We start from the raw sequence: 20,300 nt of genomic DNA, 5'->3' as shown, positions 1-20,300 counted from the left end.
GGCTTATTATAAAGAAAACCAATGAAGAATTTCATAGCAACATCTATTCTGATTGTCGTTAACGCTTTTGTCTTTGCGCAATCCAAGAAAGAACTTCAAAGTCAAGTCATTCAATTAAAAGGAGAAACACAAAATCTCAAAAAGGAAATTGAGGAACTAAAAAAACCTGCCATTCGGTTAACCGATAAACACAAAAAGGCAAGCTATGGCTTGGGTGTTTTGATAGCATCTAACGTGAAAGCACAGGGAGGCGATTCGCTCTCGCTAGATGTGATGATAGCGGGTATCAAAGATGTCTTTGAGAACAAGCAGTTGTTGATGCTCCAACAAGAATGCTCCAACACGGTGCAGCAATACATGCAAGAGGCATCCATGCTGAAATCGATAAAGGCACGCGAAGAAGGCAAACGCTTTCTAGCTGAAAACAAAACCAAGCCAGGTGTGATCACTACGGCCAGTGGTTTGCAATATCAGGTGATTACCGCAGGTCAAGGAAAAGTGCCAACGACCAATGACAAAGTAACTGTTCATTACACCGGTAAATTATTGGATGGAACCGTTTTTGACAGCTCGGTGCAACGCGGCAGTCCTGCTACTTTTGGAGTAACGCAGGTAATAGCTGGTTGGGTAGAAGCCCTTCAGTTGATGCACGAGGGTGACAAATGGATTTTATTTATTCCGGAGGAGATTGGATATGGCGATCGTGGCAATGGTCCTCAAATACCACCTTATTCAACATTGGTATTCGAACTAGAGCTGATCAAGGTCAATTGACTTTCACGGCCAAACATGTGAAGGGCACAGAAGGCATCTTAAAATTGTCTTCGGGAGCGAACTTTATTTGGCTACTTTTGTTCCTTCAAAAACTAATTTTATGTTAAAAGCTGTGCCCAAAGCCATTCATATTTACTTGGAATCGAACCCCAACCCCAATTCGCTCAAATTTGTGGTAAACGAAATGCTGATTCCGGATGGCATGAGCTTCGATTTTCCAAATCAGGCTTCGGCAGAATCAGCCCCATTGGCGCAAGAGCTCTTTATGTATCCGTTTGTGGATCGCGTGTTTTACATGAGCAACTTTGTTACCGTTACCAAAAAGGAAGACGTGGATTGGATTGAAGTGCAAGAGACCATTAAAAAGCACATTCAATCATTTTTGGAATCAGGAAAATTGCTGTTAGATGGTAGGGATTCAGAAGGCGAACAACTGGAGGAAACCGAAACAGTAAAAAAAATAAAAACCATATTGGATGAATACATCCGCCCTGCTGTGGAGCAAGACGGTGGCGCGATTACTTTTCACTCCATAGAAGGAAAAAAAGTAAAAGTGAAATTGCAAGGTTCCTGCAGCGGATGCCCTTCATCAACCATTACGTTGAAAGCAGGCATTGAAAATCTCTTCAAAAAAATGATGCCAGAGGAAGTGGAGGAAGTGGAGGCGTTGGGGTAGTTTTGAAAAGTAAGCAGTAAGCAGACGGCAGTACGCAGTCGTGCGCTTTATTAATTGCATCTGGTATTTAAACCTTAATTGCTCTAATCATTTCTCGCTTGCCCGGTGGACCGGGCAATTTCTCCACTTTTAAATTCAACGAAAGCAAGTCTCGTCTTAATTGACCTTTCGCACAATAGGTTACTAAAAAGCCATTTGGTTTTAAAGCATCTGTAACTTTTTTTAGCACGTTCATCTGCCACATGTCGGGTTGTTTCTCAGGTGCGAAGGCATCAAAGAAAAAGAGGCCATACTTGTTTTGATCAAATGTAAAAGATTGAAGGGTTTGTTGAATTTTCAATAAGTCAAAATAATGGTGCAAAGATTTTTTTTCATTCCAAGCTGAAGAGTGGATTTTTTGAAAATAGTCAAATGAGTTTTCGAGTTCTATGTAAGCAGGATAATTTAGTTGAGCGGCAAGCACTGAATCGATTGGGAATACTTCGATGGAAGAGTAATGGATCTTCACACGATTTTGAATCGCGAACGCTAGTGAAAGCAACGCGTTTAGCCCGGTGCCCAGGCCAACTTCAAAAACGGAAATGGAATCCGGCTGACTTTTTTGAAACAAATAGTCTAAACCATTTTTGATAAAGACGTGCCGCGATTCTTGAATGGCTCCGTGTATAGAGTGGTAGGGTTCGTTTAGGTCTGAATTAAAAATTGAACTTGACCCGTCTTTTGTTTGAATAATTTGAAGGCTCACTTTTTTGCAATCAAGGCCACCGCCATCGCGTTCACGCCTTCCTCTCGCCCCACGTATCCCATCGTTTCATTGGTGGTTGCTTTGATGGAGACATCCTCTTCCGTAAGATTCATCAACGGAGCGAGCACTTTTTTCATTTCGCCAATGTGCGGATTGATTTTTGGGTTTTCGAGCACAATGGTGCAGTCTACATTTTCAATATTCCAACCTTTCTCTAAAAGCTTTTGGGTGACATCCTGCAAAAAGAATTTGGAGTCCTTTCCTTTCCATTGCGGGTCTTTGTTTGAATAATGAAAACCAATATCGCGCATGTTGGCAGCACCCAATAGCGCATCGCAAATCGCATGGATTAACACATCGGCATCGGAGTGGCCAACGGCACCTTTGGTGGCGGGTAGTTTTATTCCACCCAACCAAAAGTCTTTTCCTTCTTCCAATTGGTGAACATCAAAACCTAAGCCTACACGAAGTTTCATGGCAACTTTTTTTTGTTTAGCTCAAAGCTTGATAGTACATCACGCTCGAATTATCTTCTCGTATTATTTCTTTCGCAATTTTTTGAACATCCTCGAGCTTAACCGATTCAATAATTGAACTCTCTCGATTTACCAATCCCGCATCTCCCGAAAGGGAAGCAAATGCCAAATTCATAGCGCGGTTCAGTACTTCTACTTCGCCAAATGCCAATGTGGCCGCGGCTTGATTTTTCACTTTTTCAAGCTCTTGTTCACTTACCGTATTTTTAAAATCTTCAATCACATGTTCTAATTCTCCTTCGGCATCTTGTAAAGAAATGCCTTCCTTCACCCGGCCACTCACTACCATCAGCCCAGGGTCTACCGTGCCCATTATAAAAGATGAAATGGACGTGAATATTTCTTTTTCTTTTACCAAGTGCTGATACAATCTGCTCGATTGCCCACGACTGAGCATATCGCTAATAAAATCGGAGGCATAATAATCGTTATTGAACCGACCGCTCATGTGCCATGTTTTGTAAAGGGCGTTGGCAGGAACTTTGGCTTCAACAGATAAGATTCTCTTCTTTTGTTGCAGCGGCTCTTGCGGCAATTTGCGTGTTGGTTTTTTTCCTGCAGGAATGGGCGCAAAATATTTCTCTGCTAGCTTCTTTACATGATCTACTTTAACATTCCCCGCTACTACCAACACAGCATTGTTTGGCAAGTAATGGGAAAAGAAAAAATCACGGACATCATCTAGCGTAGCGTTTTCAATATGGCTAATTTCTTTACCGATGGTGGCCCACTTGTAAGGATGGGTGGTGTATGTAAGCGGTCGAAGTTTTAGCCAAACATCACCGTAAGGTTGATTTAAGTAGCGCTGTTTAAATTCTTCAATCACCACCTTGCGCTGCACTTCCAACACCGTTGGGTCAAAAGAAAGACTCATCATACGGTCACTCTCCAACCAAAAACCTGTTTCAATGTTGGCAGCAGGAACGGTTAAATAATAATTGGTGATGTCTGTGCTGGTAAAGGCATTATTTTCTCCACCTACCAGTTGAAGGGGCTCGTCATAGCTGGGAATGTTTTTAGAGCCTCCAAACATTAAATGTTCAAACAAATGAGCAAAGCCTGTTTTGCTCGGGTCTTCATCTCGCGAACCAACATCATACAAAATGTTGAGCACCGCAATTTGCACAGAGGGATCTTCGTGAACAATCACTTTTAATCCGTTGGCCAAAGTAAATTCAGTATAAGCAATCATGGAGATCAAAAATACGGGTAGTTTTTGGATTAACCCATATTAGTATGGTTCGCCAATCCAAAAAATAGTTTCTTTTTCAATGGAAAGTGAATCTGCTTTGGCCGTAGAAATTGTTTCAGTTTTACCAGCAACATAAACATGGATCAAACTGTTGGCGGGCAACCATTTGCGCCATTTTTTGCTTTTGATCAACGACCACCGTACCGAGTCGGTCAACAGTGTGAATGAATGAATCTTTAACCTTTCAAGTTCGGCTAACGGATAATCTTCCTGTGCATCCATTATTTGAACCGCTGCTATATTTCGGGTCATCACTTCCGCTATGGTTTCTTGCAAAAAGCTTGTTGAATAAATAAACCACTCCAATGGTTCGTATTTGGCTAATTTTTTTTCAAAGGATGATTTCAAGGCAGCGGTGCAAATTACGCCATCAAATTTGATACCCCAATTCAATATCGAATCGAGGGTAGCGTAGTGGACAATTATTCTTGGGCTCCATTCCAACAAAGGTTTTATCTTTTCAAATGTTTGATGCGTGACCGAGGCAATGATTAGTGCAGGTTCCTGGTCTTCTTTTACAAAATGATGAGAGGACATCCGTATTTTGAAAGTGAATCAATTGAAAATGACGGAATCTGTTACTGCTCAAAAAAGCACACGGTTCCGCCCACCCACGTTTTATTCTTGTTATATTTTACACCAATCATTTCGCCTCTGCTAAGTCTTGCTAAGTTGGTGACGAGTTCGGGGCGTGGCTTGCCTTCTTCCCAAATGTAAAGCAAACGAATTTCAGCCTTCACAAATCCATCAGTGGCTTGTACAATCGGTTCGTAATGTACTTTGCGTTGAAGCATAAAATTTGAACGCTCCTGTTCAGGCACGGCATCTACATCCTTTTGTGTCACGTTAAAAATAACGCCACTACCCGAAAACGAGAAGAGTGGCTTCAGCACGTAATTTTCTAAATCTGTTGGATAGGAATTAAACTCACTTAAAAACCTTGATGCTGGAACTGCTTCCGATTTTAAAAAAGGCATGGTGTATTTGCTGATTTTAAAAAACCAGTTGGGGTGACCGGCCCATTCCACATCCACATCTTCCGTAAGGTGAAATTGTGTTGGTAGGTCTTTTCGTTGAACCAGTTCATCAAAGATGACTCTATTATAAATTCGATGGATAGGAATTTCTTTGGATTCTTTTTTATAGAATAGCTTTTTTCCGCGAACGATTACATCGCCAATGTGAAGCAAATGAATGCCCAAATGTTTTTGAGTAATCAAAAAATCGATAGTGGTATTTTGCTTCAGGGGATCAATTTCCAGCAAGACTACATTTTCTGGTAAATGATTGCCCACGATTACTTTTTTCATCAACTGCCAGTACGATTGCGAATCTCTTCCAAAATGAAAGTGATAGGATGAATCGATGTTGTAATGCTCGCGAAATTTATTCCCTAAAAAATCTTGATAGCCAAACAACGAAGGAAATCCTTGCAGTTCAATCAAGCGAGGAACAAGTTCGTGATTGACTTCTGAACAAACAGCAAAATCAAGTGCGAGGAAAAGTGTGTGGTTCGTTTCGCGCGGAACACTAAGATGAGCGGGCAAAGCCTTCTCCATTAATTTTCGATAATCTGGCCGGACCAAAACATCGATTATTTCGTCCGATGCCTTGAAAAGCTTGTCTCTAAATTCGGCACCAACAAAAACAGGCGTCTCCGCTACGCGAAAGGGAATGGTGTAGTTGTATTCGGCATTTAGCGATTGTAAAAATTGTTGGTATTTCTCTTCCGAGAATTGTTTGTTGAAATGTTCGCGTGCCAGTGCAATCATATCGCTACAGCGTTTAACCGATGATGAAAAGCCATCATTAAAAATCGTGGTAAGACGGCTCGGTTGGTCTGCATGATTTTATCAGGGTCGTTTAGGTGATCTAGCATTTCCCAATATTTTTTCTCACCGTGCTTTTCGATTACCAATTCTTTTTTGTCTTCACGAAGCAAGTACATGCGCATACCCACGGCATCTGCCTCGGGGTGGAACTGTGTGCCAAAAAAAGCTTCATCAAAACGTACAGCCATTACCGCCCGCTCCAACTCTACGGTGGGCCTGTATTTTTCAATACATAAAATAGCACCTCCTCTTTCTTTTATCTTTTCAACATTTGGTTCCGTAATCTGATAGTCGCGCGAATCAACCGCCCAAAAAGGATCACCCAACGAGCGAAGAAGCGGATCGTGATGACCTTCTAACGTTTTGTGCATGGGCATTACCCCAAATGAAGTAGACTTGCGTTTGGAAACCATACCATACTCGTAGTAGCGACAATAAATTTGAAACGAGTGGCAGATCAATAATACATGCTTTTTTGTTGTTGGGTTTTCTTGGTTGTAATGATGAAGCTGATCCATCAATCCAAAATATTTTCTTTCCCAATAAGAGCCTTCACTATCCAACGGGCTGCCGGGTCCACCGCTTGAAATAAAGGCATCGAAACTCAAGTCTGGTATTTCACCGTTGAGGCGAGTTTGAAAAACCTGATAGTGCAAGGGTATATGAAGATCGGCCCCCAATTCTTCTACTAATTGACGAATGCTTCGCATGCCTTCATTCGGCATGCCTTCGTACATGTCCAGAATAGCGAGTTTTAGATTTTGATTTTCTTTCAAGGTTATGGAGATGCTAGTCAATAAAATTTATACACCATGCACGGTTTGCTCAACGATATAATCCACCACGCGCTCTAAACTTCCGGTATGGGCGAAAACAGCCAATTGTCTGTCGGCACCAGTGCCTTCATGCAAAATTTTATGAACATATTGAATAGCGTTGCGACTACCCAGTTCGTCCACCACATCGTCAATAAATTCCAATAACTCGCGAATCAGATCACGCGTATCTTTATCTTGTTGGATACCGAAATCGATTAAACGGCCATCCAGTCCATAGCGTGAGGCGCGCCATTTGTTTTCATTGATCAGCGCTCGACTGTACATGATGAAGCTCATGTTTTCCATTCGCAATTTGTACAACTTCACTACCAAGGCTTGAAAGATAGCCGTGATGGCAATGCTTTCCTCCACACGCATGGGCACATCGCAAATCCGGAATTCGATTGTGTCAAAGAATGGATGTACGCGCACATCCCACCAAATTTTTTTAGCGTTATCAATACAATTGGTTTTGATGAGCAGGTTCACATAATTCTTAAACTCATCCCAACTATTGAATGCATCGGGGATGCCCGTGCGTGGAAATTTGTCAAACACTTTTGTTCGGAAGGACTTGAAACCGGTGTTGCGGCCTTCCCAAAAAGGTGAGTTGGAAGACAACGCATACACATGTGGCAAAAAGTATCGCACGGTATTCATGATGTGAATGGCCATGTCTTTGTCTTTGATGCCCACGTGCACATGCAATCCAAAAATTAAATTGGAGCGTGCCGCTTCTTGCATTTCGTTCACGATGGCATCGTAGCGCGGGTTAGGCGTAATCAACTGCTTGCTCCAGTGCGAGAAGGGGTGCGTGCCCGAAGCACCGATTCGCAAACCCAAACTCGCAGCTACCTCGGCTACGTGCCTGCGCAATTGTGAGATTTCTTTCCGAGCCTGCTCGGTATCCGTGCAAATGCCCGTGCCTACCTCTACCACGGCTTGGTGCATCTCCGCTTTCACTTGGTCGTTAAACGACTTTGACGCTAGCTCGACAATTTTTTGATCGTGCGATTTTAACTCCCGGGTCTCTGGGTCAATCACCATGTACTCTTCTTCAACGCCAAGTGTAAACTTTTCCATTACTATTATTTACTTTTTTTTCCACAGATTCACAGATTAAGCATTAATGGGTTTAGCAAGCACTTTGAGCATTACTTTTTTGACTTAGCCCTTGTTGCCTTTTCTATTTTTGGTTTTGATTCCTTTGGTTTTTCTTCTGTTGTTTCTGAATTTACCGGCCTGGTATTTTTTTGGAAGTTAGTTACACCATCTCTTACAAATGTGCCCCAAGTCAAATTATCTTGACCAGGCTTTTGCATCTGTGCCCGCTCGATGGCCATTTTGGTGGCGTGCTCGACTACCCATTCAAAATTCTCTTGCCCTACTGAAGTTACTTCGGCATCGGGTGCTGGATTGCAAAAATCAATGGCGTAAGGAATGCCGTTGCGCACGGCCATCTCCACAGTATTGAAATCGTACCCTAAGGAATGGCATAATTGCAACACATAGTCGTGTACTTTTTTCAATAACTTTTCAGAAGCGGGGCCATTGTTGCTTTGATAACGTAGGTGGTGAGGGTTGCGTGGCTCGTATTGCATGATGCGCACATACTTGCCTCCCAAGCAGTAGCAACGGAAGTAGTCCTCAAAAATAATTTCTTCTTGAAGCATCATCACCAGTTGACCTGTTTCGCTATAGGACTTAAAGAAATCATCCATATTATTGAGTTTGTACACACTTTTCCATCCGCCACCAGCATGCGGCTTCATGTATGCAGGGAAACCGATGTGATCGAATATTTTTTCCCAACTCAACGGAAACTTCAAATTCGAAAAAGAAGAATCGCTGGTGTCGGTAGGGCGTTCGTGCGATGGGAGGATAACCGTTTTCGGAACGGGCACTCCAATTTTTACGGCCAAGGCATTGTTAAAAAACTTTTCATCTGCACTCCACCAAAATGGATTGTTGATGACAGCTGTACCCGTGCTGGCCGCGTTCTTTAAAAACGCCCTATAAAACGGAACATCTTGCGAAATTCGGTCAATGATGACGGCATATTCATCACTTTGGCCTTGCGCCACCATGTCAATTATTACAGGTTCGGCTTTGATATCTTTCAGGCCAGCCTTATTGACACGTTCAACAAAAGCCTCGGGAAACGAACGTTCCATGCCGTGTAGTATTCCTATTTTTTTCATACGGGGTTAATTATGGGTAAGTGAAATGATAATCGCTTGTAATTTCTTCGGTTCTGTAAGATTAAGATTATGCCCTGAATTTTTAAACCAAAACAGCTCCTTTTTTTCTGCTTTTAATGAAGTAATGTAGTCTTGGGCAATGCTAAAGTGGGTTTGGTAGTCTTTTTCACCAATAAACAGGTAAACTGGGCAACCAAACGAAGGAGTGTTAGTTCTAAAGTTGATAGCAGAGGCTTCATTGAATGCACTCAACCACCTCGTGGCCCACTGTTCTACATAGATTTTGTTCGGTGGCCGATTTCCGGTAAAAATAGCCAACCAATGCCTGTGCCAATAGATTTGGCTGGTATTTTCAAACGGTACTTTTATTTGTGATAGTTCGGCAATAGCTGGAAGGTTGTTTGATTTTTTTGCTTGGGCTCGCATCCATTCCAACGAAAGTTTTTCACTCGCGAGTTGGTCAATCATAGGGCTGATGGCCAAACTGGCCGCTACCTCTTCTGGATACCGTGCGGCCATGCGCAACGCCAAAAAACCGCCCCACGAGTGACCCATGAGATAGATTTTCTTTTTTGAAAATCGAGTGCATACGTAATCTGTCATCTCCTTTACATCCGATTCCATCAGCGAAAGCGAAAGAGGTTGGTTGGTTGTATTAAGGCGCAACGTATTTCCCGTTTCGCGCTGATCCCACAGCACTACTATAAAATGCTTTCGAAGTTCGGAAGTAAACTTGTGCGCATAACCCATGGCCGAATTGCCGGGGCCTCCATGAAGAAAAAGCAAAACAGGATTGTCGTCTTTCTCGCTTTTGATTTCAATCCATTGTTGGATGCCTCCGATTGTTACGGATTGATGAATATTGATTTTTGCAAATGAAGTTTGAAAGTGAAGAGAAAAGATTGCCGCAAATGAACAAATGAATACAAATGAATTTCGATGTTTTCGCACACTTTTTACTTTATCAAGGACAAATAATGTGGAAACATCTCGCGCCATACAGGCCAATCGTGGTTGGCACCGGGGCGCACATCCAGCCAGTGGTGCATTCCCTTTTTTCGAAGGATGGCCGCCATTTTTTCATTGGCATCCCAACACATATCGTTGGTGCCAGTGCCCAGCACAATATATTGATCCCAAAGAGCAGGATTGTTGGCATTCTCTAAAAAATCGGGTGGGTTGTTGAAGTATACATTATCATCATAATATCCGTCTAGCTGATCTTTGATATCGAAAGCAGCGCCCATGTTGAAAATGTATTTAACCACTTCCGGATGTTTGAAACCAAAGTTGGAGGCGTGATAGCCGCCAAAGCTGCAACCAGCAGTGGCCACACGCGATACTCCTGTTTCGTTTTGCGCCAGCGGAATCAATTCATTCAACAACATCTCGTCATACCAAATATGATTTCGTACACGGTCGGCTGGATGAATGCCTTTGTTGTACCAGCTCAGTGAGTCAATGCCATCGGGGCAATAGATTTTGATAAAGCCATTGTCCAAATACCAGTTCGCGCTTTCAATCAACTTAAAATCTTTGTTTTCATAAAACCGCCCCATGGAGGTGGGGAATAGAATGACTGGATAACCTCGATGGCCAAAGGCCAATACTTCAATATCGCGACTGAGTTTAGGAGAATACCAGCGGTGTAAGTGTTCGTGGGGCATAGTTTAAAATGTTGTTTTCCTTTTAATGGGTTTCTTGAACCCTTTTTATTTTTTCATAATTGAGTACGGATTCAAAATATTCGATAAACTTATTTTCAGAATTATTCATGTCTATTATTATCAAAAGCGCATGAATGACGCAGGTGATTATTGCTATTGTCGGAATCAAATAATTAGTTGCATCTAAATAAGGAATAAAGATAATGGCACCATAGATCAATGAAAAGAATAATAATTGTTCCCACGTAATGCCATATCTTAGTGTGATTTTAAACTTCTGAAAACTAATCTCTTCGCTTCCAATCATTTCAATTCTTTATATTCCTAAACTGCTGTGTTCAATTAATAAGTGCAACTTTTAATTTTTGTAAAAATACATCATTGGGGTTTGATAGTTAAATTTTCTTGCAGGTCTTTCATTGATCATTTTTTCTACTCTCTTCACTTGCTTAAGTGTGACTTTGGTAACATTTGTTTTCTTTGAGTCTTCTCAGGCCTGTACAATTTTGCCTCACTGCCACATTACGAGTGTTCCTCTTTAATTCCCGACTGATAGTAGATTTATGGCAACCAACAGCCGTGGCCATCTCCTCGTGCGTTTTGCCCGCTTTTAAAAGTCTGCCAATTACATACCTTTATTCTTGGCCAAGTTGTTTATATTTTGTCATTGCAACACAAGTTTAATTAACTTGGCCAATTGAAAGGGGGAGAAATTCTCCTTTCTTTCAACCTATTGTGCTGCACTTATTATTTGAACTTAGACAATGCTATTGGTGATTGAATATTCAAATTAGCCCGACTTATTTCTTTACTATCTTCGCGCCATGAAATTATTCTTCCGCCAAGCGGGCCACGGACAACCATTGCTGATTTTGCATGGGCTGTTCGGCTCTTCTGATAATTGGTACTCGCTCTCCAAAGTCTTTGCAGAAAAGTACACGGTATACACTATTGACCAGCGCAACCACGGGCAATCACCCCACTCAGATGATTTCAATTATAAACTACTGACGGAAGATTTAGAAGCATTCATGAGTGAGAATACCATTGTCAATCCAATCGTTATTGGTCACTCGATGGGCGGCAAAACGGCCATGAATTTGGCCATTAAAAACCCAAACACCATTGAGAAATTAATTGTGGTAGATATCGCACCCAAAGCATACCCTGTTCATCACGATCATATTTTGGACGGACTAGCAGCCATACCACTGTCCAGCATTCAATCAAGAAACGAGGCCGAAGCAATTTTAGCAGAATATGTAGACGAAGCGGACGTCCGCCAATTCTTACTTAAAAACTTATCGCGCGATAGCGAGGGTAGGTTTATTTGGAAAATAAATTTAGCTGCCATCGAGACACATATTGAAGAGATTGGTGCCGGCATGCAATACGAGGGCATATTTGATAAGTCAACCTTATTTGTCAAAGGCGCTAAATCCAATTACTTTAAACCTGGCGATGACCAATTGATAACCAGCTATTTTCCACAGGCAAAAATAGAAACATTGAACACTGGCCATTGGGTGCAAGCCGAAGACCCGAAGGGGTTTGTGGAGTTGGTGTTGAGGTCTCTAGAAAGTAGAGAGCGATAGTCAGTGTTTGGTATTCGGTGTCTCCTAACTCCAATATCCTAACTCCTTTCTAAATGAATGGAAAACTCTTTCTTATACCTAACCTGATTGCTGAAGGCACTCAACAGGTTATTCCACCGAGTGTACTAGAAGCCCTACCATCCCTTCAATATTTCCTAGCAGAAGATGTGCGCACAGCTAGAAGGTTTTTAAGCGGATTGAAAATTTATGAGCGGATTGAGAGTTTACAATTTGAGGTACTGAACAAAGACACCACTCAAGTAGGGCTAGTTGAATTGATGAAGCCTTTGTTGGAAGGAAAAAATGTTGGGGTAATTTCCGAATCGGGGTGCCCCGGTGTAGCTGACCCTGGAGCGCTGGCAGTGGCGTATGCCCATCAACACGGCATTCAGGTAGTACCACTGGTAGGGCCTTCGTCCATTTTGCTAGCGCTTATGGCGAGTGGGCTGAATGGACAACGTTTTGCTTTTCATGGTTACTTGCCTATCGATGCAAAAGAGGCTGTAAAGACAATCAAAGAATTGGAGAAAGAATCGCAGCAAAAAAAACAAACGCAACTTTTTATCGAGACCCCGTATCGTAACAATCAAGTGCTCGACCATTTGTTGAATTCGCTCAAGAATGAAACACAGCTATCGATTGCGCTTGATGTAACGGGCATACATGAATTCATTCAAACCAAATCGGTTGGTCAGTGGAAAAAAAACAAACCCGCATTGCTCAAAGAACCCGCTGTATTTAGTTTTTTGGGTTAAAGTAAATACATAAAAGAGGCTTTTTGGTTTAATTTCTTTAACCTATTTTTGCGCCCTAATACAAAAACAAAAAAGCAACATGGCATACCTATTCACCTCTGAATCCGTTTCTGAAGGCCACCCTGATAAAGTAGCGGATCAAATCTCTGACGCTCTTATCGATTATTTTTTGGCTTATGATGCCAACTCAAAAGTGGCGTGCGAAACGCTCGTCACCACTGGCCAAGTAGTTTTGGCGGGTGAAGTAAAGTCAGAAGCCTATCTAGATGTGCAAGACATTGCCCGTGAGGTGATTCGTAAAATAGGTTATACCAAAAGTGAATACATGTTCGAAGCCAATAGCTGCGGCATTTTCTCAGCCATTCACGAACAATCATCAGACATTAACCAAGGTGTGGAGCGCAAGAAAAAAGAAGACCAAGGCGCTGGCGACCAAGGTATGATGTTTGGCTATGCCACCAACGAAACGGACAACTATATGCCACTTCCGCTGGAGTTGGCCCATTTATTATTGCGTGAACTTTCCGTGATCCGTAGAGAAGGAAAAGTAATGACCTACTTGCGCCCCGATGCAAAATCGCAAGTGACGATTGAATACAGCGATGATAACAAACCACAGCGTATTGACGCGATTGTGATTTCTACCCAGCATGACGACTTTGATAAGGACGCGGCCATGTTGAAAAAAATCAAGGATGACATGATCAACATCTTGGTGCCACGCATCATGAAAAAATTGCCAAAGCGTGTGCAAAAACTTTTCAATACAGAAATTAAATACTTTATAAATCCTACCGGCAAGTTTGTGATCGGTGGCCCGCATGGCGACACTGGCTTGACGGGTAGAAAAATTATTGTAGACACCTACGGTGGCAAAGGTGCACACGGTGGTGGCGCCTTCTCAGGCAAAGATCCTTCTAAAGTGGATCGGTCAGCAGCCTATGCCACACGCCACATTGCAAAAAACTTGGTGGCGGCTGGAATCTGTGATGAGGTATTGGTGCAGGTTGCTTACGCGATTGGTGTGGCCAAGCCCGTTGGTTTGTATGTAAACACTTACGGCACAGCAAAGGTAAATTTGACTGATGGGGAAATTGCGAAGAAGATCGAGAAGGTCTTTGATATGCGCCCTTACTTTATTGAAGAGCGTTTTAAATTACGTACCCCTATCTACTCTGAAACAGCAGCGTATGGCCACATGGGCCGCGAGTCAAAGATTGTAGAGAAAGTTTTCAATAAAGGAAAGAAAACAGAAAAGAGAGTTAAAGTTGAATTGTTCCCCTGGGAGAAATTGGACTATGTAGAAAGCTTGAAGAAGGCGTTTAAGATTTAGTAGCCTAATACTTGAAACAAAATTAGCCCATGCGATGAGAGTCACATGGGCTAATTGATTTTTAGGCTTTGGAAAGTTTAAACCGTCATAATCTCCGCCTCTTTCTTTTTAAGGAGATTGTCAATCTTTAAAATAAATTCATCGGTAAGTTTCTGCACTTTCTCTTCGGCATTTTTCACATCATCTTCTGAAACACCTTTTATTTTCTTCAAACTCTCATTGGTGTCTTTCCGAATACTGCGGATGCTCACTTTGCCGTGTTCACATTCTTGGCTCACCTGCTTTACCAATTGTTTTCTGCGTTCCTCCGTCAGCATGGGTATGTTTATGATTATCTGCTGACCATCGTTTTGTGGGGTAAGCCCCAGGTTGGCATTAATAATGGATTTTTCAATTTCTTGAATAAGGCTTTTCTCCCACGGCTTGATAAAAATGGTGCGCGCATCGGGAGTGGTCATCGATGAAACTTGTTGCAATGGGCTCATCGCTCCATAATATGAAACCATAATGCCATCCAACATAGAAGGATTAGCTTTGCCTGCGCGAATTTTGGTCAGCTCTAGCGATACATGGTTGATCGCCTTGTTCATTTGATCCTTGGCCTCGTCTAGGTATAATTCAATTTCTTCCATAATGCAATCAATTTACTGGGCACGAATTACGATTTTTTCTTCCGCATTTTTATATGTTGGTCTCAATTTTTACAAATGCCCTGGGTTAATCAAAAAATAAAATAACCACGGGCACTTCTAAGAATGTCTATTTTTTACCACTTAGCCCGCCAATTAATCGCTCACCTTTCAGAAAAATTAAATCCTATGAATCGTAAACAATTTTTATTGACAGGCTTCGCTTTTTCGCCCATTCTTGCCTTGGCCGAACCATTCACCGGAAAAAAAGGTAAAAGGTCTGCTTCCAAACCTTTTATTGTAGACGAGGCCAAATCTCGTTTTGGTGATGTTATCCTGTTTAAAGGAGTAAATCATAACGATCTCAAAATCTCCTCGAAAGATACCGGTGGCCAGCTTTCCGTTTTCGAATACCGCGGAATAGAAAAAACCGGTCCCTCGCTGCATATTCACCTCTATCAGGATGAAATTTTTACCGTGACAGAGGGAAGGTTTCGATTTGTAGTAGGAGAAGAAACTCACGAATTGAACCAAGGGCAAACCATTTTTTTACCGCGCGGCATCGCCCATACTTGGATTCAATTAACAGAGGTGGGTAAACTCATCTACTTTTTACAACCGGCAGGCAAGATGGAAGAATTCTTCATCACCTTAAATGGTCTTAAGCAAATGCCAACCAAAGCAGAAATGGATCGCATCCATGCCGAGCACGGAATGAAAAGTGTGGGGCCGCCATTAACGCTCTAAGAAAATGTAGTACCTTCCTGTTTCTAACTTCGATGGCTTGATATTGCGCGACTTCATACCGTCTGTTCAAGTAAAAGACTTCGTTCAAGTCTATCGCATTGTCCATTTAGTATTTGATAAAAATCAACTGGTTCCATTTAAAGCCTACCCACCTCGACCCGAGCACTGTTTGGCGTTCTATCCGTTTGATCGGGAGAAAGTGAAGTATCTCTCGAATGGAAAAGTGATTGAAAATTTGCCCGTTGTATTTTAGGGACAGCAAACAGAGGTAACGCATCGCTATATTGGCCACCACTTCTTGGTCGTGCAAATTATCTTTCATCCTGGTGCATTGGCCTCGTTGTTGGGCACTCCGGCTAAAGAGTTTACCAACCGTTATTTGCACGCAGAAGAGATCTTCTCAACAGAATTGAACCTCGTAAACGAGCAACTCCATTTCGCTAAGGGTTATGACCAAATGATTGGTATTGTAGAGCAGTTTGTAATTTCCCTTGCCAAAAAACAACGAAAAAACCATCGGTCGATGGCATCATTGTTCGCTTACCTTTCGCAACAGCACGAAATACCCTCAGTGGACTGGCTAGCCGACCAAGCTTGCCTAAGCCCAAAACAATTTGAGCGAATTTTTAAAGAGCAAACTGGTGTAAATCCGAAACTCTACTTACGCATTGCTCGCTTTGATCGTGCCTTTCGTTATAAAAATAAATTTACCCACTATGATTGGTTACGCGTAGCCATCGAATGTGGATACCACGATTATCAACACTTGGTGCGCGACTATAAATCATTTACAGGTCTTACACCCGTTGCCTTTCACGATGTGGAAAACAAAGCCCCCGAGCGAGAATTTGGCCTATCTGAAAACTATTACTCAGGAGGTTGACAAAATGAACTGCCAGATTAGCTAATTAAAGTACCTGCTTCTTCACCTTTTACAATCTTCATCAAATTGCCCTTCCTATTCATGTCAAATACGATAATCGGCAACTTATTTTCTTGGCAGAGGGTAAAGGCTGTCATATCCATGATGTTCAGGTTTTTTTCGTACGCTTCTTGAAAGCTTAATGTCTTGTACCTTACCGCATCGGGGAATTTTTCAGGATCTTTAGTATAAACTCCATCCACCCGTGTTCCTTTTAATACTACATCGGCTTGGATTTCAATCGCACGTAAGCTGGCGGTAGAATCGGTGGTGAAATATGGATTGCCAATGCCTGCGCCAAAAATCACGATCCTGTTTTTTTCTAAGTGTCGGATGGCCCTGCGTCTGATAAAAGGCTCACACACTTGCTCCATTTTTATACCAGCCATCAAGCGGGTGTACATGCCGTGACGCTCCAACGCACTTTGCAAAGCCATGGCATTGATAACCGTGGCCAGCATACCCATGTAGTCGCCCTGCACCCGGTCGATGCCCAACGCCTCGGCCTGGCCTCCCCTAAAAATATTTCCCCCTCCTATTACAATGGCCACCTGCACTCCCATATCCCTTATTTCTTTGATTTCGGCAGAATACTGCTCAAGCACGGCCGGGTCGATGTTGCTGTTTTTAGAACCCATCAGGGCTTCTCCGCTTAGTTTAAGAACAATTCGTTTGTATTTCATGAGGGATTTGGGTGGCTTTAACTGAGCAAATATGCTAGGTTTTTTTCAAAATTTAGTGGGATTTCAGCCTTGTTTTTTTTCAACGACCATTTATAGCACTCATAGTAGCCGGAAAAATATTCCGTGGACTTATGGAATCGACCAATGGCCAATATCTTCTCTGGAACGGATGTTGAGTTACTGGCAAAAGGAGCGCGGGGGCTTGACAAAGATGTTTACTGCGCAGAGTTTATTATTCTGCTAAAGTCAAGCGTTGCGTTGGCGAAACGATAAAAATCAAATATCCATAAGGTCTTGTTCCCACGGTGCAAGACTTTATGGCGTTTGATAAAAGTTGGTAAGCCAGAAATTTTAAACTGCAATTTCCTAAATGGACGATTCCACTTTTGTAGGGTTTTTTATTTCTGCGATTGGCATTAACTTGCTGATTGAATTTGTCCTACATGGTAAAGCTAAGCGTTGTCATCATCACGTATAACGAAGAGAAAAACATTGGTCGCTGCATCGATTCCGTAAAAACTGTGGCCGATGAAATTGTGGTGGTTGATTCCTTTTCTAAAGACAACACAAAAAGAATCTGCCTCGAAAAAAACGTCCGTTTTATAGAGCATCCCTTTGAAGGGCACATTCAGCAAAAAAACTTCGCGTTAAGTCAAGCTGCTTTTGACCATGTGCTATCGTTGGATGCGGACGAGTATCTGTCGCAGAAGTTATTGCAATCCATAAGGGCAGTTAAATTAAATTGGAATGCATCTGCCTATCGAATGAATCGGCTTTCTAGTTATGGTGGAAAATGGATTAAACATGGAAGCTGGTATCCTGACAGGAAGATAAGGTTGTGGGATAGGCAAAAAGGCATTTGGGGCGGAGAAAATCCTCACGATAAGGTCTTGCTTCAAGGTGGTTCTAAAATTATTCATCTTGAAGGCGATTTAATGCACACGGCCTACCAAGATTCTGTTGAAACGTTGACAAAAATTCAATCTTATTCAAGTATATATAGAGATGAGAGCACTGGTAAAAAGAATAGCTCTGTACTTAAAATCTTGGGGCATTCTTGGTTTGCATTTATAAAAAGTTATTTGATTAAACGTGGCTTTTTAGATGGCTTTGAAGGCCTAATGGTGGCAGCAGCCGAAGGAAACCATGTATTTTATAAGTACGCCAAATTGTATGAGGCCAACCAACAGCGGTTAATTGGAAAAAATATAGTCATTAGCAGGACAGATAATTTAGGAGATGTAATTCTTACGTTACCTATAGCCGGATATCTTAAGCGCTTGATTCCAGATAGCAAGATTTATTTCATTGGAAAAAAATATACCAAAGCGGTAATTGAGCAATCTATTCACATTGATGTTTTTCTAGATCAGCAAGAGATCCTCAATAACCCTATTTTTTTTAAAAAGCTAAATATTGAAACCATTATATTTGTTTATCCAGACTATAAGTTAAGTCGCATTGCAAAAAGGTCTGGTATTCCGAATCGAGTTTCCACTAGTCATCGCTGGTTCAATTGGGTTTATTGTAATCACCTCGTTAATTTCAGTCGCGTTAAATCAGATTTACACGAAAGCCAATTAAACTTTAAGCTACTTAGGCCTTTTCGTTATAATACCGATTTAGATCTATCCCAAATTCGAGAACTCTACGGAATTACACCTGAGCCAAAATTTAAGGGGCTACTTCATCCCTACAAGTTTAACTTAATCATTCACCCAAAATCAAAAGGAAATGGAAGAGAATGGGGTCTTGACAATTACCACGCGCTGATTAAACAATTGCCGAAAGAACGTTTCTCGTTTTTTATTACGGGATTAAAAGAAGAAGAGCTTAGCATTAAAAAAGAGCTGCCTGAGCTGTTAACGGCTGAGGGTGTTCAAAATGTTATGGGAAAGTTTTCACTGGAAGAAATGAGTTCTTTCATCAGCAAAGTCGATGGGTTAGTTGCGTCCGGCACTGGGGTCCTTCATCTGGCGGCAGCGCTTGGAAAATTTTGTATTGGTTTATTCCCACCAATAAGACCGATACACCCCGGGCGATGGGGGCCCATAGGTACGAATGCTACGTATTTTGTTGCTGACAAAGATTGTTCGGACTGTAAGAAAAGTGGTGACTGCGCCTGTATACGAATGATCACTGTATCACAAGTTGCATCTCGTATTCTATTAGCCTCGCAACGAAAAGAATCGGTCGGAGAACACAGTTCAACCCCAGCAATAGTATAGCTTAATGGTTATTGCGAGAGCCAATCCGTACATAATCTATTGTATAATGATCTCTTCGATCCTAAAAAGTTAGAGTTGGATGAAAATTTATGATTGCTTTTCTTTTTTTAACGAGCTGGACCTTCTAGAAATCCGGCTAAACGAACTGGATCCAGTTGTGGATGTTTTTGTGTTGGTTGAAGCCACCAAAACATTTCAAAAAAAACCAAAACCCCTTTACTATAGCGAAAACAAAAATAGATTCGAGAAATTCCATCACAAAATAAGACACGTCATTGTAGATAAGTATCCTACTTTTTTCTCGCGCTTTAAAATTCCAAAGGCGATGGATTATGATCATCACCAAAAAGATCAAGTAAAACAGGCATTGACAGATTGTAGTCCAGATGACGTGATCATTTTTTCTGACGTGGATGAAATTCCCAAGCCTAAATTTCTATTACAACACAAAAAGAATGTGGGTGTAACCATTTTCCAACAAAGGATCTATCACTATTTTTTGAATTGCATAGAAGTTGATGTCCTCAACTTGGAGGAGCCCGCATGGTGGTATGGGTCGGTAATGACTCAATACAAAAACTTCAAAAGTGTGAAAAAGCTTCGGGTACTTAGAGAAATACATAAGTATAAGGGGAATAAAGTAATTGAAGATGCCGGATGGCATTTTACGTCATTGGGTGGTGTAGATAAGATTATCTATAAAATTGAATCTTTTGGCCATGACGAATTCAACAAAGATGAATTCAAGAGCCCTGACAGAATAAAGGAACTCATCGAAAATGGCAAAAGCGTATTTGGCCAAGATATTCAGTGCCGTTTTAAAGAAATCGATGAAACCTTCCCCGAGTACATTCGCAACAACAAGAGTAAACTGCAAGAGTACATCCACCCACTAAACTAGTTATTC

General features: G+C 41.7%; 24 protein-coding genes. 10 read left to right on the top strand and 14 right to left on the bottom strand.

The window, feature by feature from the left end; translation table 11 throughout:
- Positions 1-21 precede the first annotated feature (21 nt).
- Both KA713_13320 and KA713_13315 read left to right on the top strand, forming a co-directional pair.
- The gene (locus tag KA713_13320) at positions 22-774 is read left to right on the top strand and encodes an FKBP-type peptidyl-prolyl cis-trans isomerase (GenBank protein ID UXE65452.1); all 753 of its coding nucleotides are present in this window, start codon (positions 22-24) and stop codon (positions 772-774) included.
- 100 nt (positions 775-874) lie between these two features.
- Complete coding sequence (locus KA713_13315) at positions 875-1,450, top strand: NifU family protein (protein ID UXE65451.1); 576 nt, start codon at positions 875-877, stop codon at positions 1,448-1,450.
- A gap of 67 nt (positions 1,451-1,517) precedes the next feature.
- Here the strand turns inward: KA713_13315 and mnmD are convergent, their stop codons facing one another.
- The 12 genes from mnmD to KA713_13255 form a co-directional block, all read right to left on the bottom strand.
- Positions 1,518-2,195 (bottom strand): tRNA (5-methylaminomethyl-2-thiouridine)(34)-methyltransferase MnmD, encoded by a 678-nt coding sequence (gene mnmD, locus KA713_13310; GenBank protein ID UXE65450.1) that lies wholly within the window; start codon positions 2,193-2,195, stop codon positions 1,518-1,520.
- Positions 2,192-2,671 carry a 2-C-methyl-D-erythritol 2,4-cyclodiphosphate synthase gene (locus tag KA713_13305; GenBank protein ID UXE65449.1) on the bottom strand — a complete coding sequence of 160 codons (480 nt, stop codon included), beginning with the start codon at positions 2,669-2,671 and terminating at the stop codon, positions 2,192-2,194. The genes mnmD and KA713_13305 overlap by 4 nt, the downstream gene beginning before the upstream one ends.
- 16 nt (positions 2,672-2,687) lie before the next feature.
- On the bottom strand, positions 2,688-3,923 hold the full coding sequence (locus tag KA713_13300; protein UXE65448.1) for an insulinase family protein: 1,236 nt from the start codon (positions 3,921-3,923) through the stop codon (positions 2,688-2,690).
- Between the two features lie 39 nt (positions 3,924-3,962).
- The gene (locus KA713_13295) at positions 3,963-4,520 is read right to left on the bottom strand and encodes a hypothetical protein (GenBank protein ID UXE65447.1); all 558 of its coding nucleotides are present in this window, start codon (positions 4,518-4,520) and stop codon (positions 3,963-3,965) included.
- A gap of 41 nt (positions 4,521-4,561) precedes the next feature.
- Positions 4,562-5,755: a hypothetical protein gene (locus tag KA713_13290; protein ID UXE65446.1), complete on the bottom strand. Its 1,194-nt coding sequence runs from the start codon at positions 5,753-5,755 to the stop codon at positions 4,562-4,564.
- Positions 5,752-6,552 carry a homoserine O-succinyltransferase gene (locus KA713_13285; protein UXE69129.1) on the bottom strand — a complete coding sequence of 267 codons (801 nt, stop codon included), beginning with the start codon at positions 6,550-6,552 and terminating at the stop codon, positions 5,752-5,754. The genes KA713_13290 and KA713_13285 overlap by 4 nt, the downstream gene beginning before the upstream one ends.
- A gap of 66 nt (positions 6,553-6,618) precedes the next feature.
- Positions 6,619-7,716, bottom strand: coding sequence for a carboxylate-amine ligase (locus KA713_13280; protein UXE65445.1), 1,098 nt, complete (start codon positions 7,714-7,716; stop codon positions 6,619-6,621).
- 71 nt (positions 7,717-7,787) lie between these two features.
- Positions 7,788-8,834, bottom strand: a complete 1,047-nt coding sequence (locus KA713_13275) for a hypothetical protein (protein ID UXE65444.1) — start codon at positions 8,832-8,834, stop codon at positions 7,788-7,790.
- Between the two features lie 6 nt (positions 8,835-8,840).
- Positions 8,841-9,785, bottom strand: coding sequence for an alpha/beta hydrolase (locus KA713_13270; GenBank protein UXE65443.1), 945 nt, complete (start codon positions 9,783-9,785; stop codon positions 8,841-8,843).
- Between the two features lie 5 nt (positions 9,786-9,790).
- The gene (locus KA713_13265) at positions 9,791-10,501 is read right to left on the bottom strand and encodes an esterase family protein (protein ID UXE65442.1); all 711 of its coding nucleotides are present in this window, start codon (positions 10,499-10,501) and stop codon (positions 9,791-9,793) included.
- A 22-nt stretch (positions 10,502-10,523) separates the two neighbouring features.
- Positions 10,524-10,808: a hypothetical protein gene (locus KA713_13260; GenBank protein ID UXE65441.1), complete on the bottom strand. Its 285-nt coding sequence runs from the start codon at positions 10,806-10,808 to the stop codon at positions 10,524-10,526.
- Positions 10,809-10,950: 142 nt separating this feature from the next.
- Entirely contained in the window at positions 10,951-11,127 is a 177-nt protein-coding gene (locus tag KA713_13255) for a helix-turn-helix domain-containing protein (protein UXE69128.1), read from the bottom strand.
- Between the two features lie 198 nt (positions 11,128-11,325).
- Between KA713_13255 and KA713_13250 the strand changes: the two genes are divergently transcribed.
- From KA713_13250 to metK, 3 genes are all read left to right on the top strand, one after another.
- Positions 11,326-12,096, top strand: coding sequence for an alpha/beta fold hydrolase (locus KA713_13250; GenBank protein UXE65440.1), 771 nt, complete (start codon positions 11,326-11,328; stop codon positions 12,094-12,096).
- Between the two features lie 53 nt (positions 12,097-12,149).
- Complete coding sequence (locus KA713_13245) at positions 12,150-12,851, top strand: SAM-dependent methyltransferase (GenBank protein UXE65439.1); 702 nt, start codon at positions 12,150-12,152, stop codon at positions 12,849-12,851.
- A gap of 79 nt (positions 12,852-12,930) precedes the next feature.
- Positions 12,931-14,184: a methionine adenosyltransferase gene (gene metK, locus KA713_13240; protein ID UXE65438.1), complete on the top strand. Its 1,254-nt coding sequence runs from the start codon at positions 12,931-12,933 to the stop codon at positions 14,182-14,184.
- Between the two features lie 77 nt (positions 14,185-14,261).
- On the opposite strand, the gene frr is transcribed toward metK, so the two are convergent.
- Positions 14,262-14,816, bottom strand: coding sequence for a ribosome recycling factor (frr, locus tag KA713_13235; protein ID UXE65437.1), 555 nt, complete (start codon positions 14,814-14,816; stop codon positions 14,262-14,264).
- Positions 14,817-15,002: 186 nt separating this feature from the next.
- Between frr and KA713_13230 the strand changes: the two genes are divergently transcribed.
- The 3 genes from KA713_13230 to KA713_13220 all read left to right on the top strand — a co-directional run bounded on the left by KA713_13230 (position 15,003) and on the right by KA713_13220 (position 16,443).
- The gene (locus KA713_13230; GenBank protein ID UXE65436.1) at positions 15,003-15,560 is read left to right on the top strand and encodes a cupin domain-containing protein; all 558 of its coding nucleotides are present in this window, start codon (positions 15,003-15,005) and stop codon (positions 15,558-15,560) included.
- Positions 15,561-15,603: 43 nt separating this feature from the next.
- On the top strand, positions 15,604-15,813 hold the full coding sequence (locus KA713_13225; protein ID UXE65435.1) for a hypothetical protein: 210 nt from the start codon (positions 15,604-15,606) through the stop codon (positions 15,811-15,813).
- Positions 15,814-16,017: 204 nt separating this feature from the next.
- Positions 16,018-16,443: an AraC family transcriptional regulator gene (locus KA713_13220; protein UXE69127.1), complete on the top strand. Its 426-nt coding sequence runs from the start codon at positions 16,018-16,020 to the stop codon at positions 16,441-16,443.
- Positions 16,444-16,460: 17 nt separating this feature from the next.
- Here KA713_13220 and KA713_13215 read toward each other — a convergent pair whose 3' ends face one another.
- Positions 16,461-17,165: a UMP kinase gene (locus KA713_13215; GenBank protein ID UXE65434.1), complete on the bottom strand. Its 705-nt coding sequence runs from the start codon at positions 17,163-17,165 to the stop codon at positions 16,461-16,463.
- A 443-nt stretch (positions 17,166-17,608) separates the two neighbouring features.
- On the opposite strand from KA713_13215, the gene KA713_13210 reads away from it, so the two are divergent.
- Both KA713_13210 and KA713_13205 read left to right on the top strand, forming a co-directional pair.
- On the top strand, positions 17,609-19,393 hold the full coding sequence (locus tag KA713_13210; GenBank protein UXE65433.1) for a glycosyltransferase: 1,785 nt from the start codon (positions 17,609-17,611) through the stop codon (positions 19,391-19,393).
- A gap of 79 nt (positions 19,394-19,472) precedes the next feature.
- Complete coding sequence (locus KA713_13205) at positions 19,473-20,294, top strand: hypothetical protein (protein UXE65432.1); 822 nt, start codon at positions 19,473-19,475, stop codon at positions 20,292-20,294.
- Positions 20,295-20,300 lie beyond the last annotated feature (6 nt).

It is taken from the genome of Chryseotalea sp. WA131a (assembly GCA_025370075.1).
GTDB lineage: Bacteria > Bacteroidota > Bacteroidia > Cytophagales > Cyclobacteriaceae > ELB16-189.
Note: the sequence above shows the minus strand (reverse complement) of the source record. Positions and strands in the feature narration are given on the sequence as shown.

Excerpts from the sequence above, each read along its gene's own strand:
- KA713_13320 (UXE65452.1), top strand. The coding sequence starts at position 22 with ATGAAGAATTTCATAGCAACATCTATTCTGATTGTCGTTAACGCTTTT.
- KA713_13315 (UXE65451.1), top strand. The coding sequence starts at position 875 with ATGTTAAAAGCTGTGCCCAAAGCCATTCATATTTACTTGGAATCGAAC.
- KA713_13305 (UXE65449.1), bottom strand. The coding sequence starts at position 2,671 with ATGAAACTTCGTGTAGGCTTAGGTTTTGATGTTCACCAATTGGAAGAA.
- KA713_13300 (UXE65448.1), bottom strand. The coding sequence starts at position 3,923 with ATGATTGCTTATACTGAATTTACTTTGGCCAACGGATTAAAAGTGATT.
- KA713_13295 (UXE65447.1), bottom strand. The coding sequence starts at position 4,520 with ATGTCCTCTCATCATTTTGTAAAAGAAGACCAGGAACCTGCACTAATC.
- KA713_13290 (UXE65446.1), bottom strand. The coding sequence starts at position 5,755 with ATGATTGCACTGGCACGCGAACATTTCAACAAACAATTCTCGGAAGAG.
- KA713_13285 (UXE69129.1), bottom strand. The coding sequence starts at position 6,552 with ATGTACGAAGGCATGCCGAATGAAGGCATGCGAAGCATTCGTCAATTA.
- KA713_13280 (UXE65445.1), bottom strand. The coding sequence starts at position 7,716 with ATGGAAAAGTTTACACTTGGCGTTGAAGAAGAGTACATGGTGATTGAC.
- KA713_13275 (UXE65444.1), bottom strand. The coding sequence starts at position 8,834 with ATGAAAAAAATAGGAATACTACACGGCATGGAACGTTCGTTTCCCGAG.
- KA713_13265 (UXE65442.1), bottom strand. The coding sequence starts at position 10,501 with ATGCCCCACGAACACTTACACCGCTGGTATTCTCCTAAACTCAGTCGC.
- KA713_13260 (UXE65441.1), bottom strand. The coding sequence starts at position 10,808 with ATGATTGGAAGCGAAGAGATTAGTTTTCAGAAGTTTAAAATCACACTA.
- KA713_13250 (UXE65440.1), top strand. The coding sequence starts at position 11,326 with ATGAAATTATTCTTCCGCCAAGCGGGCCACGGACAACCATTGCTGATT.
- KA713_13245 (UXE65439.1), top strand. The coding sequence starts at position 12,150 with ATGAATGGAAAACTCTTTCTTATACCTAACCTGATTGCTGAAGGCACT.
- metK (UXE65438.1), top strand. The coding sequence starts at position 12,931 with ATGGCATACCTATTCACCTCTGAATCCGTTTCTGAAGGCCACCCTGAT.
- frr (UXE65437.1), bottom strand. The coding sequence starts at position 14,816 with ATGGAAGAAATTGAATTATACCTAGACGAGGCCAAGGATCAAATGAAC.
- KA713_13230 (UXE65436.1), top strand. The coding sequence starts at position 15,003 with ATGAATCGTAAACAATTTTTATTGACAGGCTTCGCTTTTTCGCCCATT.
- KA713_13220 (UXE69127.1), top strand. The coding sequence starts at position 16,018 with ATGATTGGTATTGTAGAGCAGTTTGTAATTTCCCTTGCCAAAAAACAA.
- KA713_13215 (UXE65434.1), bottom strand. The coding sequence starts at position 17,165 with ATGAAATACAAACGAATTGTTCTTAAACTAAGCGGAGAAGCCCTGATG.
- KA713_13210 (UXE65433.1), top strand. The coding sequence starts at position 17,609 with ATGGTAAAGCTAAGCGTTGTCATCATCACGTATAACGAAGAGAAAAAC.
- KA713_13205 (UXE65432.1), top strand. The coding sequence starts at position 19,473 with ATGAAAATTTATGATTGCTTTTCTTTTTTTAACGAGCTGGACCTTCTA.